Source organism: Aquimarina macrocephali JAMB N27 (genome assembly GCF_000520995.1).
In the GTDB taxonomy this organism is placed as follows: domain Bacteria; phylum Bacteroidota; class Bacteroidia; order Flavobacteriales; family Flavobacteriaceae; genus Aquimarina; species Aquimarina macrocephali.
This window is the reverse complement of sequence record NZ_JACA01000007.1, coordinates 111,472-125,032: the sequence shown is the minus strand read 5'-3', so window position 1 is coordinate 125,032 and position 13,561 is coordinate 111,472. Positions and strand designations below refer to the sequence as shown.

General features: G+C 31.2%; 15 protein-coding genes and 1 pseudogene. 14 read left to right on the top strand and 2 right to left on the bottom strand.

Annotated elements, in window-relative coordinates; all coding sequences use genetic code 11:
- The first annotated feature begins 38 nt into the window (after nucleotides 1-38).
- The 14 genes and pseudogenes from Z054_RS0107660 (at nucleotide 39) to Z054_RS28050 (ending at nucleotide 10,811) form a co-directional block, all read left to right on the top strand.
- Nucleotides 39-1,517 carry a nitrilase-related carbon-nitrogen hydrolase gene (locus Z054_RS0107660; protein WP_152538492.1) on the top strand — a complete coding sequence of 493 codons (1,479 nt, stop codon included), beginning with the start codon at nucleotides 39-41 and terminating at the stop codon, nucleotides 1,515-1,517.
- A 284-nt stretch (nucleotides 1,518-1,801) separates the two neighbouring features.
- A complete protein-coding gene (locus tag Z054_RS0107655) occupies nucleotides 1,802-2,197 on the top strand; it encodes a lysozyme inhibitor LprI family protein (protein ID WP_024769493.1) in 396 nt (131 codons plus the stop codon).
- Nucleotides 2,198-2,353: 156 nt separating this feature from the next.
- On the top strand, nucleotides 2,354-3,175 hold the full coding sequence (locus tag Z054_RS0107650; protein WP_024769492.1) for a LytR/AlgR family response regulator transcription factor: 822 nt from the start codon (nucleotides 2,354-2,356) through the stop codon (nucleotides 3,173-3,175).
- 95 nt (nucleotides 3,176-3,270) lie between these two features.
- Nucleotides 3,271-3,930 carry a dioxygenase family protein gene (locus Z054_RS28060; RefSeq protein ID WP_024769491.1) on the top strand — a complete coding sequence of 220 codons (660 nt, stop codon included), beginning with the start codon at nucleotides 3,271-3,273 and terminating at the stop codon, nucleotides 3,928-3,930.
- Nucleotides 3,931-3,933: 3 nt separating this feature from the next.
- Nucleotides 3,934-4,401 (top strand): DoxX family protein, encoded by a 468-nt coding sequence (locus Z054_RS0107640; protein WP_035090990.1) that lies wholly within the window; start codon nucleotides 3,934-3,936, stop codon nucleotides 4,399-4,401.
- Nucleotides 4,402-4,531: 130 nt separating this feature from the next.
- On the top strand, nucleotides 4,532-4,732 hold the full coding sequence (locus Z054_RS31295) for a hypothetical protein (RefSeq protein ID WP_152538491.1): 201 nt from the start codon (nucleotides 4,532-4,534) through the stop codon (nucleotides 4,730-4,732).
- Between the two features lie 234 nt (nucleotides 4,733-4,966).
- Nucleotides 4,967-5,494, top strand: coding sequence for a GNAT family N-acetyltransferase (locus Z054_RS0107635; protein ID WP_024769489.1), 528 nt, complete (start codon nucleotides 4,967-4,969; stop codon nucleotides 5,492-5,494).
- A 43-nt stretch (nucleotides 5,495-5,537) separates the two neighbouring features.
- A complete protein-coding gene (locus Z054_RS0107630; RefSeq protein ID WP_024769488.1) occupies nucleotides 5,538-6,296 on the top strand; it encodes a helix-turn-helix domain-containing protein in 759 nt (252 codons plus the stop codon).
- A 22-nt stretch (nucleotides 6,297-6,318) separates the two neighbouring features.
- Nucleotides 6,319-7,077: a hypothetical protein gene (locus tag Z054_RS0107625; RefSeq protein WP_024769487.1), complete on the top strand. Its 759-nt coding sequence runs from the start codon at nucleotides 6,319-6,321 to the stop codon at nucleotides 7,075-7,077.
- 18 nt (nucleotides 7,078-7,095) lie between these two features.
- Nucleotides 7,096-8,397: a ferredoxin reductase family protein gene (locus tag Z054_RS0107620; protein WP_161635252.1), complete on the top strand. Its 1,302-nt coding sequence runs from the start codon at nucleotides 7,096-7,098 to the stop codon at nucleotides 8,395-8,397.
- Nucleotides 8,398-8,418: 21 nt separating this feature from the next.
- Nucleotides 8,419-8,865 (top strand): DUF1772 domain-containing protein, encoded by a 447-nt coding sequence (locus Z054_RS0107615; protein WP_024769485.1) that lies wholly within the window; start codon nucleotides 8,419-8,421, stop codon nucleotides 8,863-8,865.
- A 25-nt stretch (nucleotides 8,866-8,890) separates the two neighbouring features.
- A pseudogene (locus Z054_RS28055) lies at nucleotides 8,891-9,212 on the top strand (DUF2200 domain-containing protein).
- Between the two features lie 99 nt (nucleotides 9,213-9,311).
- On the top strand, nucleotides 9,312-9,815 hold the full coding sequence (locus Z054_RS0107605; protein ID WP_024769484.1) for a hypothetical protein: 504 nt from the start codon (nucleotides 9,312-9,314) through the stop codon (nucleotides 9,813-9,815).
- A 126-nt stretch (nucleotides 9,816-9,941) separates the two neighbouring features.
- Nucleotides 9,942-10,811 carry a hypothetical protein gene (locus Z054_RS28050; protein WP_206538792.1) on the top strand — a complete coding sequence of 290 codons (870 nt, stop codon included), beginning with the start codon at nucleotides 9,942-9,944 and terminating at the stop codon, nucleotides 10,809-10,811.
- A 190-nt stretch (nucleotides 10,812-11,001) separates the two neighbouring features.
- Here the strand turns inward: Z054_RS28050 and Z054_RS0107595 are convergent, their stop codons facing one another.
- The gene (locus tag Z054_RS0107595) at nucleotides 11,002-11,682 is read right to left on the bottom strand and encodes an HAD family hydrolase (protein ID WP_024769483.1); all 681 of its coding nucleotides are present in this window, start codon (nucleotides 11,680-11,682) and stop codon (nucleotides 11,002-11,004) included.
- A 77-nt stretch (nucleotides 11,683-11,759) separates the two neighbouring features.
- Nucleotides 11,760-13,544 carry an NAD(P)/FAD-dependent oxidoreductase gene (locus tag Z054_RS0107590; protein ID WP_024769482.1) on the bottom strand — a complete coding sequence of 595 codons (1,785 nt, stop codon included), beginning with the start codon at nucleotides 13,542-13,544 and terminating at the stop codon, nucleotides 11,760-11,762.
- Between the last annotated feature and the right edge of the window lie 17 nt (nucleotides 13,545-13,561).

The window sequence follows — 13,561 nt, the reverse complement described above, 5'->3', positions numbered from 1 at the left end:
ATTGATATTGCACCAATATTAATTTAATAAATAGAAAAATGAAACTTACTAGAAAAATAACATTCGTATCAATCTTATTATTATTCTCTGTATTTTCTAACGGACAATATGCTGTCTTCTTTGCCATTTGGATTTTTATAGCAATGCTTCTTTTTGCTGTTCGGAAATTAAAGAGATGGCAAGGGTTTTTACTAGCCTTCTTGGTAATAACAGTAGGTTATTTTATTGGCTTTGATGTCGTCCCTTTTTTACCTCTTATTGTCTCTATTATTATTTCTACAATTTTTGGTTTGCTTGCTTCATTACCATATTTAATTGATTCATTTTTTTCAAAAAAAAGAAAATCCTTTTTAAGCACCTTAATATTTCCATGTTCAGTTGTTTTAATTGAATATGTTTATCACCTATTTAATCAATATGGCACTTGGGGTCATTTCGCATATTCACAGCAAACACAAAATGTTCTATTACAATCTATTTCTGTTTTTGGGATGGGTTATATTACATTTTTAATTACTTGGTTTGCCTCTGTTAGTAATTGGGTTTATGAGCAAAGAAATGACTGGAGAAATGTAAAAAAAGGAGCACTTATTTATAGTATAGTTTTAGGTTTAACATTCATTTATGGTGGTTATCGTGTGCAATTTCAAAAACCCAATTCTGAAACTATTAGAATAGCTTCTATTTCTGCATTAGATAGTCTTAAAGTTTTGGTTGATATTCAAGGATTAAACAACAAAGAAACTGAAAATGATGTTAAAGTAGAAACTAGAAAAAACACATCTAAATTGAATCAAAATTTATTTGATAGAAGTGTTAAAGAGGCAGAAGCTGGAGCAAAAATAGTTTTTTGGGCAGAAGGCAATAGTATAATATTAAAAGAAGATGAAAAGGAGCTTTATGAAAAAGCAAGCCAAGTAGCGTTAAAGCAAAACTTCTATTTGGGTTTAGGAGTAGCAGTAATCGACCCTTTAAATACTAAATTTCTTGAAAATAAATTTGTTTTATTCGACAACGACGGAAAAAAAGTCATTGATTATTGGAAAGGTATTTCAGTTCCTGGTGCAGAGACCTCAATTAGCAATAATAAAGCTACTGGAATCCAAAAAATAGAAACTGAGTACGGAACTATTGCAGGGGCAATATGCTTCGATATGGATTTTCCAAATTATTTAAAAGAGGCGAAGGGCTCTGACATTCTGTTAGCCCCAAGCAATGATTGGAAAGAAATTGACCCAATTCATACAGATATGTCAAAATTTAGAGCGATTGAGCAAGGTTTTAATTTTATTCGTCAAACTAGTCTTGGTCTATCAATTGGCACAGATTATACAGGAAAAGTGATTAGTGAAATGGATCATTTTACCGATAATGATAAAGTACTGATAACACAACTACCGACAAAAGGAACGAAGACAATATATTCTATGATTGGGGATAGTTTCATTCTATTTTGTTTGCTCTTGCTTATTTTGGTCATAATAGTAATTAGAAAGAAAAAGGCTGAAAAGAATTAATATTTAGCTTAAATAGACAAGTTAAATCAATAGACTAAAACCAAGCAGAACTTAAAAGCAAGTTGCCAACAATGTATAAGAAAACATAAGTTTTTTGTGCTTAATCCAAAGGTCTATGTTATTTGTAAAGTCGCCAAATATAAAATTTGACGTTTATGAGAAAAAGATAAAAGCAAAATATTTATATTTGGCTTAGTACCAATCCGAATTGTATCGCTTATCAATTGCCCTACATTTCTTACTCGAAGCATTGGCAACAAGCTAAAGAAACAAAACACTGAAAAATGAACCGATTATTTTTAATATTATTTTTGACTTTTAAATTGACTTGTTTTTCGCAGACTCAATCGGAAATGAATAAAGATGCGAATAACGAATATCAAAAAGCGGATATAGAACTTAATGAAGTTTATCAAAATATACTGACAGAATATAAATCTGACACAATTTTTATTGACCGACTTAAAAAAACACAAAGAATTTGGATTTCTTACAGAGATGCTGAATTGGAAATGAAATTCCCTGTTAAAAATAAACAAACCGAGTATGGAAGTGTTTACCCAATGTGCGTTTCTTATTTTTTGAAAGAACTGACTGAAGAGCGAATTGAAAAATTAAAAGTTTGGTTAATTGGAGTTGAGGAAGGAGATGTTTGTTCAGGTTCAGTTAAAATAAAATAAAAACCAGTTGCCAATACAGTATAAAAAATTGCAGGAGTTAGAATTAAGCAAAGGTCGTTGTACGTTTGCTACGTGTGAATTTCCGAAGGAAATTCTTCGCACACAAACACGCAACTTTCCATATACAAACACGTTGGTAGTAACTCTCAAAAAGAGGTGATAAAACAAAAACTTAATAAAACAATAAACAAACTCCTACATCCAAATTTTGGAACATTGGTTGTATTTTGTGTTGTACTTTATGGGTTAGCAATTTTTCAGGACTACGTTTTCTCCAAAATTAAACCTACTGGTTTTTATTGGACTGATACTATGCTCTATAATATTTATTGGCTTTTATTTATTCCATTTATAAAAATTGCAAATTTCTTTTACAATAAAGTTCAATTCAAATCCCTAACTAGCAAAGTACTTTACTCTTTAAGTACTGGATTTATATTTAGTGTACTACATATATTTATTTTTACTTCAATTTTTATTTTAGGAAGTAATCTTATCTATTCTGTACCTCACCGTTTTTTAACAATACTTAAAAATGTAGTCTCAAATCAATTACATATAACAATTATTGTCTATTTATTTAGTCCTTTTGTTTTTGACTATCTTAAAAGAAAAAAACAGTTAAACAAAAACTTCCAAAATCAAAAGACCAATAAGACCATTACTGTTAAAAATGGTATTCGTAGAGTAAAGATTGACATTTTTACAATCCTATTTATTGAAACAGACAGACCCTATACAATGATACATACAACTGGTCAAAAAATTTTGCATGATGAGAGTTTAAAAAAACTAGGAGACTTATTAGACCCTCAAACCTTTTTAAGAGTTCATCGTTCAGTAATTATCAATAAAAACCACATAACAGAATTAAAATCAAGAAAGAATGGTGATTATGATGGTGTTTTATCCAATGGCCAATCCATAAGGTTCAGCAGACACTATCGTCAAAATTGGAGTGAACTATTAAACCACTAAGTTCTAAAACCACTCCAGTAAGCCTATTTACAGGTGGTTGCCTTTTCAATACATTAGATTTTTTGGACTTTTGATGTTCAATAAAATTTAAAACAATGATTTATAAGAAAGGCACAATAGCGTTATGCATTGCAGGTTTATTCATTACTCTAAATGCTTGTTCACAATCCCCCAAAAAACGTGACAAGAATTTAAAAACAGAAATTTCCACAGAAAGCACCAATCAAAAAAAATGTAACTGGTGCGGAACTTTTGAAGTTCCGGAAAATGTTTCTTGGAGAACCATTATCCCTCCAAAAGGAGAATCAGGAAACAAGCTTATTATTTCGGGAACGGTATATTTCCCTGATGGTAAAACGCCTGCAAAAGATGTTATTGTTTACGTTCATCACACCAATACTAAAGGGGTCTATCCCAAAAGAGGAAATGAAAAGGGAAATGGTAAATACCATGGATACTTGAGAGGATGGATGAAAACAGATTCAAATGGCAGGTATGAACTTGAGACTATTCGGCCTGCTCCCTATCACAGTCATGACGGAGAACCAGCACACATCCATTATAATATTGAAGCCCCTGACTATCCTGAGTATTGGCTAACCGGACTATGGTTTTCTGATGACCCTAGAGTGAATGGATATAAAGATAAAATCGAGAGAAACGGAGGGTTCTCCAACATTGTAACCTTAACAAAGGATGAAAACAATATTTTAAGAGGTACAAGGAATATTATACTGGAAAAATTTGAAGATTAAGGTATGAAATCACTATCATTTTTGAACAAATCGATTTGGACTACCTCTGAAATAAGTGTCAGTTTTGGTTTACTTATGTTAAGGATTGGGATATCATTTTCTATGATTTATTTACATGGGTATCCAAGACTTATCAATTTCAGTGAAATTAGTTCCGAATTTGCTGACCCTTTGGGAGTGGGTATCGTCACAAGTTTAAGTCTTGTTGTGTTTGCCGAATTCTTTTGTTCTTTATTTTTAATAATTGGGCTGTTTACAAGGTGGAGTTGTGTTCCATTGATTATTACAATGATTGTTGCAACTTGGATAATTAATGGAGGAAAAGGTTTTATTTTTCAAGAAAAAAGTACTATTTATTTAATTGGCTACACCAGTTTATTAATAAGTGGAGGAGGTTACTTTTCTTTAGATTACTTACTATTAGGTAGAAAAATGAAAACTAAAACACAAACTACTACGAACAATGTATAACTGCAATTACGGCGGATTCGACTATGTCTGAATCCACTCAGAATTACTAAAGTCAGTGTTTAATCTGAAAATTAATTAACTTTATACCCGTAACTAGTGGTTATACGAGACCGTTGGCAATAATTGACAAATGAATCATTTAATTATCTGGAAAGAAACTTCTCTTTTCTTAGGAAGTAATAATACAGGTATTTCTGAACATCAACATCCAATGATTCAGTTAATACTATGTATCAATGATTTATTTTTATGGAAAGACACAAATAGGAATTGGATAAAAAAGAAGACCTTGTTTATTTCTCCAAACCAAACTCACCAGTGCAAGGACTAACTTAGGGAATTGTAAAATAGAAAGAATTGAATTTAGTCGAATGGATAAATAATTTTGGGTAACACCTCTTATATGTGATCATAGCTGATTGAGGCTAAACCGAAAGGTCTTTGTATATTTATGATGGCGTAGCTTGCAAAACAAAAAACATAGCAATCAATGCATAAATAATGTCAAGGCTAGGTAATATCTTACTCTGTTACGGCACATATATGAAACGTTATAAGCAATAAAATGAAAACCTTAATAGAAACAGAAAGATTATTGTTAAAGGAAATTACTTTGGATGATAAAGAGGAAATGTTTCAGTTGCATTCTAATTCTGACGTACAAAAGTATACGGGAGAACCTCTGGTTGAATCTATAGAAGAAATGGAACAGGCAATACAGACAAGAATTTACGACTATAAAAAGTATGGATATGGAAGATGGGCTACCTTTCTAAAAAATGGAATGCAGTTTGTTGGCTGGGCTGGTTTAGCATACCTGCCTGAATTTGATGAAATTGATCTTGGTTATAGATTCTCATCTAAATATTGGGGGATGGGTTTTGCAACAGAAGCATCTCACGCAATTTTGACATACGGATTTGATAAACTCGAATTAGGACGGATAATAGCAATTGCTATGAAAGAAAATAAAGCATCTATAAGAGTAATGGAAAAAGTTGGGATGGAATTTGATAAATTTGCACCTTATGAACCTGGAAGTGAAGATGTTGCTTGGTATTGGTGTGACAAAAAACTTATAACAAAAAAATAAACGACATTAAAACAGGTGCTTATTCAAATCGTTGTAACACATTATGAACGAAAAAAGTACATACAAAGAGATACTGCCAAATGAGGAATTAAAAGACTTCGTTCATTCTTTTTGGATGCACCAAAACAATTCAGATACCGTAGAGAAAACTACCATTGTTCCTGATAGTTATTTTAAAATAGTGATGCTGATTAAAAATCAAAAAATCATCTCTTATTTTATGACTGGTTTATGGTTAGATGAAAAAGAATTTTCATTCGCACCAAATGCCACATCTGTAGGTGTTAGACTAAAAATTTTAGCACCTGAATTTCTTTTAAATAGAGAAGTTGCATCAATTATACAAAACATATACCAGTTGGATTTAAATTACTTAAATGCAGATAAATTTGATTTATCTAGTTTTGAAGTAATCGTTGAGCAGTGGCAAAAGGAACTCCAGTCAATTAAACCACAAAAAACAATACCAGGAAATAAACTTAGGCTATCACAGCTACTTGATAAAATGAATGGAAGTATTCCTGCAATAGAAGTGTCTAATCAAATATATTGGACTAATAGACAGATTAATCGCTACTTAAATAAATATGTAGGTGTTTCTTTAAAGAAGTACTTAAATATTCAAAAATGTTACCAAGCTTATCTTCAAATTCGAGAAGGTGAATTTTACCCTGAAGAAGGATTTTTTGACCAACCTCACTTCATTCGAGAAATTAAAAAACATACAGGAGAAACACCTAGATCACTTCACAAACAACAAAACGACCGTTTTATACAATTAAAAAGAATATCGAAGAAATAGATTTGTAAAAAATTTATTTCTTATGAGACACACATTCTTTTATTTAGCACTAAGTCTTCTTGTTTTTGGTTGTAATAACACCAAAAAAGAAGCAAAGAAAGAAATCGAATCTGAAACAGTAGAATCAACATCTACACAAACTTCAGAAATTGGAAAAAACAACTATGCTGTAGTATGGAATTGGACAACAACAGATGAACAATTAGTTTCAGATAATGTAACGACAATATCCAATGAATTAACATCACTTTGGAAAAAAGGCATTGTTGAAAATACATATTATGATAGTGATCCAAAAGTGGGCAAACTATCATATTTTCCTAATATTTCTTTTTCTTTAAAAGCTGAATCATACGAATCTGCCGAAATCATTCTAAACAACTTAACTGTTGTGAAAAAAGGTATTGCAACATATAAATTATATCCTATTGGCACTTTATGGTTAGACAGGAAGCATAAAACTATTCATGAAAGTGGTATGACAAAATCTTTTGTTACAGTTTGGGCAACAACTGGCAAACCAACAGATGAATTAACTCAAGTACAAAACGATAAAATGTTAGAGTTATGGAAATCAGGTAAAGTAGAGAATGTATATTTTGATATTGAGGGTACTCAAAAAGCAAATAATGAAACTGATTTTGTTTTTTATGCTAATGCGAATTCTGAGGCAGATGCAAAAGCTATATGTGAATCCCTTCCATTTTTTAAAGATAATATTGCCACATACAAAATCCATGAAGTTGGTGTATTTTGGATGGGAAAATATGAGCAAAACTAATATGTAAACATGATAAATATGAAAATGCTCAAACAGGAAATATATTTTCCTATCATAATTAGCATTCACTTCATTTTTTGGGCTGTAGATTTATACTTTTATAAGGGCTCATTCATGGAAGTGTCATCAGATACCTTACTCTTTGGAGAATTAACCAACGAGTCTTGGAAAAACACACATCGCATTTTAGGAGAGGTGTTTTCATCTTGGGTAGTTACAGTTTTTGCCTTTAATTTTTTAATGGCAACTCGGGCAAAATGGGTAGAAAAATTATTTGGAGGATTAGATAAAATGTATCTCATTCATAGACGCTCTGGTGTGATAGCCGTTGTCTTATTACTGCTACATTTCATAGTAGTTCCAAGGGATTTAGTAGAATTTAATCCTGGAAAACCATTAGGCTTTTATGCTTTCATTTTAATTATACTTGGCGTTATACTTTCGGCTGTCCCTTTTTTCAAAAGAAAAATCCCTTATCATAAATGGATAAACATCCATAAACTAATGGGATCTTTCTATGTTCTTGCTGTAATTCATGGTTTAATGGTGAACAGCCTTATAAAGGAATTGCCAATTACGAGAGTTTATGTTTTTGGAATGTCATTTATAGGTATTGCTGCATGGTTTTATAGAGCTTTCCTCTTTAATCTTTTTAATAAGAAATTGAAGTATACAATTAAAACTGTTCAAAATTTAGGTCATGGAATAACAGAGATTATAATGAAAACCAAGGCTGATAAATTAGAGTATTCTGCGGGTCAATTTGCTTTTTTCAACTTTCCAAGTATTAGTAAGAAAGAGCAACATCCATTTACTATTAGTAGTCACCCTTATGACAATGAGTTAAGAATTATAATCAAAGGCCTTGGAGATTACACCAATGATATTAATGAAAAATTATCTATTGGAGAACAAGTTTTAGTAGAGGGTCCTTATGGTCATTTTTCTTCAAAATATGTCAAGGAGCAAGATCAAATATGGATTGCTGGTGGTATTGGAATTACGCCTTTCTTGTCACTTTCTAAAGATTTACATCCAAATAAAATAAAACTGTTTTGGTGTGTTTACAATGAAAAGGAGGCAGTTTACAAGGAAGAATTAGAAACTATTTCAAACGATAATCCGAATTTTGAATTTGTGATATGGAGTTCAAAAAAATCAGGCCATTTAACAGTAGAAAATTTAAATTTAAATTCTTATACAGATAAAGCATATTTAATTTGTGGTCCTAAATCTTTAAAGGATAATATGACAAATCAATTAATACAAAAAAATGTTTCGAAGAAATATATTTATGACGAAGAATTTGCATTTAGATAACAAATATAAAACACTAATATTATGATAGACTTATTAATTATACTAATCATTTTAATAATGGGAACACAATTTGGAGTAGCTCTAACCTCTTCAATTATTGTTCATCCGATATTAAAGATGATAACTCGACCAGCAGCTATAGAAGTATTTAAACCTTTTTTTGATAAAACTCACAAGATTGTTTTATCAATGTCTATTGTGGTGAGTATACTAGCTTTGGTTTTATCAATAATAACCAAAAACTGGTGGTGGTTCGGGATTTCTGTGCTAATGCATCTTAATGGACCATATACATTGAAGTATATGATGCCAACAAACAGAAGGTTAATGGAGAACGATGTAGATCCAAATTCTGACCAAACTAAAAAAGATTTACTAAACTGGGGAAATTTACACGCAGTTAGAACAATCTGGAATGGACTAATTTTTTTAGCTTTTGTACTTTTTTTAGTATATTTCGTTAAGTAGAATAACAGCTGAGCGAATAGCAAAAATGACTTTTAGTTCAATTTACCCTCTTTACTTGAATAGATTGGAGAAAAATAGAAGAACTACACCAAGTGATAGAATGGCTAACCGGTTTTGATGCAGATAAATTACAAGAGATTATTGACAACAAGGCAACATTTAGAATATTCTTTCAGGAGGCAAAGTTAAATCCAAATGCCCATCTGATAAATGGGATGATCTGCAGGTATCGAATTGAGGAAATTGATGATCCATTAATCAGAAAAAGAAGATATCTCGACAAGTTGGTAGATGAATTAGCAAAGGGTCGTAAAATGGAGAAAATCTTGCGAGAAGAAAAGAAATAAAAACTGTTGCTAACACTATATAAACGACATTAAAAACAACTGCTTATACTCAATGTTAGCGATCAGGAAGTAAAACAAGGAGTCAACCAGAATTAAAAAATGAAATTTAAAGCAAAGAAATCCTCAATTTTTGAATGTACTTTGGAAAGAGCATTTAAAACACCAATATTATGTGATGTAACAAAAGTTCATACTGGATATGGAGTTATGCCTAAGGTGATCCATACAAAAAATGATGAAAATTGGGGAAAAGTAGGGGCGAGCAAAAAAATATATGTAGCTAAATCAATGACGCAAAAAGGAGGTTTTGCTTCTGTAGATAGTATACTTGAACGAGTTGAAAATGAATATTGGAAAATACAAATAGATGAATTTCAATCTTGGATGCTTGGGTTTTACAAATTTGTTGGAAAATGGAAAGTGACAAAGTTAGAAGAAAGGAAAATTTTAGTAGAATACACCTATTTTTTACACTCTAAGAATCCTGTATTTTATCCCTTCAATTGGATATTTGCAAAAACGTTTTGGAGAATCTATATGAAAAGAGTTATGGATAATATTAGAAATATGGTGAACAATGAAGAGCCGTATCAATTTGAATAAAATAAACCCTAATCTTTAACTTGTGTAAATAATGTCCCTTAAGGAACGTTAAAAATGGACGAAGAACAAATTATATAATGGTTGCTTAATGGTGATGTTTCAATACAGTATCAGGTTCACCGTGATTTGTTAGGTTCTGACAAAAAAGATTTACAAGAGAGAATTGCAAATGAAGGGTGGGGGAAACAATTCTTAGTAAAACGAAAGCAAAATGGCAATTGGGGAGATGGGTTTTATCAACCTAAATGGATTTCGACTCATTATACTCTTCTCGACCTTCGAAATTTGAATTTGAGCCCTAATCACAAACCAGTAAAAGAACCGATCCAAGAGGTTCTAAACACATCAAAAGCCAAAGATGGAGGAATTCAACTTGGTTCATCCACCTCTCAACATAGTGATGTTTGTGTAAATGGTATGTTTTTAAATTATGCATCTTATTTCAATGTTCCAGAAAAGGAACTTGAATCTATTGTAGATAGTCTTCTCAATGAAATAATGCATGATGGCGGATTCAATTGTAGGACGACAAGAAGCGGGGCAAGTCATAGTTCTTTACATTCAACAATCTCAGTTCTTGAAGGACTGCTTGAGTTTCAAAAAGCAGGTTTCACTTACAGAAAAGATGACATTTCAAGCGCAATCAAAAGTGCAGAAGAATTCATACTGATTCATAGATTATTCCTTTCTGACCGAACAGGTAAAATTATTCACAAGGACTTTTTGAAATTATCGTATCCGAGCAGATGGAAGTATGATATTCTTAGAGCATTGGATTATTTCCAAAAAGCTGAAAGAAAGTGGGATGAAAGAATAGATGAAGCTATTACAGTAATTCAAAAAAAACGAAATAAATATGGCACTTGGAATATGCAAGCGGCTCATCCTGGCCAGTTACACTTTGTAATGGAAAAAGCTGGTAAACCCAGTAGGTGGAATACATTGAGAGCTATGCGGGTTTTGAAATATTATCAAAGAAATAAAAACTACAGCTAACAAAAGTTATAACACACTAATTAAAACGCTCGATAGCCAAACGAGATATTACTCGTATATCAAGATTAGAAAAAAATAAGACCATAGATACTCGATGGTATAGGACTTAATGATAAGTATAGGTAAAGAGTTTGTTTAAATAATGCTACTACAAAATTTAGTTACGAGAAAAAGGAGTAACATCTTTCTTTTATAAAACTACGTATTGATCTAGTAACAGTTGTTTTAAGTCATTAGAGTTTCTTACTATATAGTTTGGAGATAATGGTATCAATTTTTCTTCATTTCTAAACCCCCAGGTAATGGCAATGCTATCAATACCTGCATTTTTGGCAGTAACTAAATCTACTTCAGTGTCTCCAATTAATACCAATCGATCTAAAGATATTTTGAGAGAATGTGAAATATCTAAAATACCCTTTGGGTCTGGTTTTTTATGTATGTCTGATTGACCTATAATATGATCGAATTTGATATTTGGAAAAAAATGATTTGCACATTTACATGTTAAATCATGAAATTTATTGGATAATAAAGCTAATTTTATTCCAGTTGATTGTAATTCTTCTAAAATCTCCAAAATACCCACATATACTTCAGAATGTTGAGTATACAAATTTTCATACATTAAACGAAACTCACTTAATAAGTCTTCTGTTAATTTTTCATTTCTATCTTTTGTAGGAATTGATTGTATTATAAGATTTTTAGTTCCATTCCCAATAAACTCACGATAATTTTTTATTGTATGAGTTGGGAAATTATTTTTTTTCATAAGCTCATTCATGATATGAGTGTATATTCCTAAGGTATTTAAGAGCGTTCCATCTAAATCAAAAATGATCCCATCGTATTTCTTTTTTATTGACATACAACAATTGTTTTTTTAAGAGTTCCAGAGATAGATACTTTTATCTCTGTGAACTCTTTTTTATTTTGAATCAAAAATTATTTTATTTCTATAAGAGATTCTTTTTGCACATTTACCATACCTTCTAATATTAAATTTTTAAGTAAAGTTAATTGTGTCATACTTATTTTGTCTATTAATTCACTATATAAAACAGGCTGTTGTTTTAATAAATCAAATAGTGCTTTACCTCCTGTTCTTTGATCTACAAATCTAACTTCTTTATTTTTATCAAGTCCTGTTTTAGTAAATCTTGAACAAGGAATTAAATGTTCAATTCCTGAAGGAGCTGCATCTGCATTTTTAATTGGATCTTTCCAATATGTTGCGATGACTTTTTTTAGTTCTTCTGGAATCTCCATTGGAGGGATACTTGCTTTAAAACCAGGGACATCAATAGAAAAGCCATCTCTAATATATACATTTTTATCTAATGATACTATATCAGAGGGAGAAGGTTCAGATCGATTTAATTCTGATAATCTCTTTAAAAACCTACCATCAGTATCCAAATCTTCTTTTTTGAAAGAACCAGAAGTTAGTAATGTTAAGAGATCTTGATTTAAAGCAGTATCTACCAATGCATGAAAAGTTTCATCTTTAATCCCCAGATCAGAAGTAAGTACATTCCTTTTATTCCAAAAAATACTTTGCGGGTTAGATTTAGCTATGGCATGATACCATTGATCTATAGATAGAGCAAAAGAGTGAGCAATCTTATGCCATTCTTCATCATAATCATGCCATACATCTTTTTTCATTTCATCGGTAAGATTTTTATCATCTAGTGTCGACCTTATTAATAAAGATGCAGTTGATGCCATACCACCAGCAAAAGCAACACCTGAAGAAAAAAGAGGATCAACAAAATAAGCAGAATCTCCTACCATTATCCAGCCTTCATCAAAGTCACAAAATTTTTCCTGAATCATAGAATAGTTGGATAGCACTTTAACTTCATCATTTACAGGTTTTGCATCTTTAATAAGATCTTTTAATCTTGGAACTGTTTTTATAAAATCAAAAAATTGTTCAGGATCTTTTAAATCCTTATTTAACGTTTTTATTAATTTTGGATCAGTAATGATTCCTAATGAGTATACAATTGTTCTTTCGTTGTTTATCATTTTAGGAATAGGAATATACCAAATCCAACCATGTTCAAAAGCGAAACAAGCAACCGGAGATTGATTGTTTTTATTAAAGATGTTCCAATCCCCATCAAGAGTTTGAGCTGGTTTTCCTCCAACAAAATGATTCCAAACAGCTAAGTTTTTATACTCTGAAAGATAACTCTTTCGAGTCGTCGGGATTACCGTATTTCTTCTGCCGGATGCATCTACAAAAATTTTACAATTTACGACCTGACCAGATTCTAATGTAACAGTTCCGATATTGTTCTCATAACGATATTGTTCTATTTTGTTTTTTTCAAATACATCAACGCCAGATGATTGTGCATGATCCAATAAGATTTTATCGAATTCTGCTCTATCTGTATGTATGGCCCAACGATGAACACCATCCTCTACATAGTTTAACATGTCAAAGAAGGTAGTTTTAGGAGTTTTATTATCCCAATCAAAAATTCCTCCAAACTTTTTAATCCAGCAACCACTATCCAAAACTTTTTGAAGTACTCCACACTCCTCCAAAATAGGAATTATAGGGTGAGCAAATGACTCTCCTATTTTTTCACGGGGAAATTCATCTTCTTCGAAAATTGCTACTTTTAGATTACTTTTTTTGGTTAGTAAAGCACCCAATATGGATCCAGAGGGGCCTCCTCCCATGATTATAATATCATATTCTTTATGTGTCATGATTAGTCTATTATTTG

Bases quoted from the DNA above. Each gene is read 5' to 3' on its own strand.
- Z054_RS0107655 (WP_024769493.1), top strand. From the start codon at position 1,802: ATGAACCGATTATTTTTAATATTATTTTTGACTTTTAAATTGACTTGT.
- Z054_RS0107620 (WP_161635252.1), top strand. From the start codon at position 7,096: ATGAAAATGCTCAAACAGGAAATATATTTTCCTATCATAATTAGCATT.
- Z054_RS0107590 (WP_024769482.1), bottom strand. From the start codon at position 13,544: ATGACACATAAAGAATATGATATTATAATCATGGGAGGAGGCCCCTCT.
- Z054_RS31295 (WP_152538491.1), top strand. From the start codon at position 4,532: ATGAATCATTTAATTATCTGGAAAGAAACTTCTCTTTTCTTAGGAAGT.
- Z054_RS28060 (WP_024769491.1), top strand. From the start codon at position 3,271: ATGATTTATAAGAAAGGCACAATAGCGTTATGCATTGCAGGTTTATTC.
- Z054_RS0107595 (WP_024769483.1), bottom strand. From the start codon at position 11,682: ATGTCAATAAAAAAGAAATACGATGGGATCATTTTTGATTTAGATGGA.
- Z054_RS0107625 (WP_024769487.1), top strand. From the start codon at position 6,319: ATGAGACACACATTCTTTTATTTAGCACTAAGTCTTCTTGTTTTTGGT.
- Z054_RS0107615 (WP_024769485.1), top strand. From the start codon at position 8,419: ATGATAGACTTATTAATTATACTAATCATTTTAATAATGGGAACACAA.
- Z054_RS0107640 (WP_035090990.1), top strand. From the start codon at position 3,934: ATGAAATCACTATCATTTTTGAACAAATCGATTTGGACTACCTCTGAA.
- Z054_RS0107635 (WP_024769489.1), top strand. From the start codon at position 4,967: ATGAAAACCTTAATAGAAACAGAAAGATTATTGTTAAAGGAAATTACT.
- Z054_RS0107605 (WP_024769484.1), top strand. From the start codon at position 9,312: ATGAAATTTAAAGCAAAGAAATCCTCAATTTTTGAATGTACTTTGGAA.
- Z054_RS0107660 (WP_152538492.1), top strand. From the start codon at position 39: ATGAAACTTACTAGAAAAATAACATTCGTATCAATCTTATTATTATTC.
- Z054_RS0107630 (WP_024769488.1), top strand. From the start codon at position 5,538: ATGAACGAAAAAAGTACATACAAAGAGATACTGCCAAATGAGGAATTA.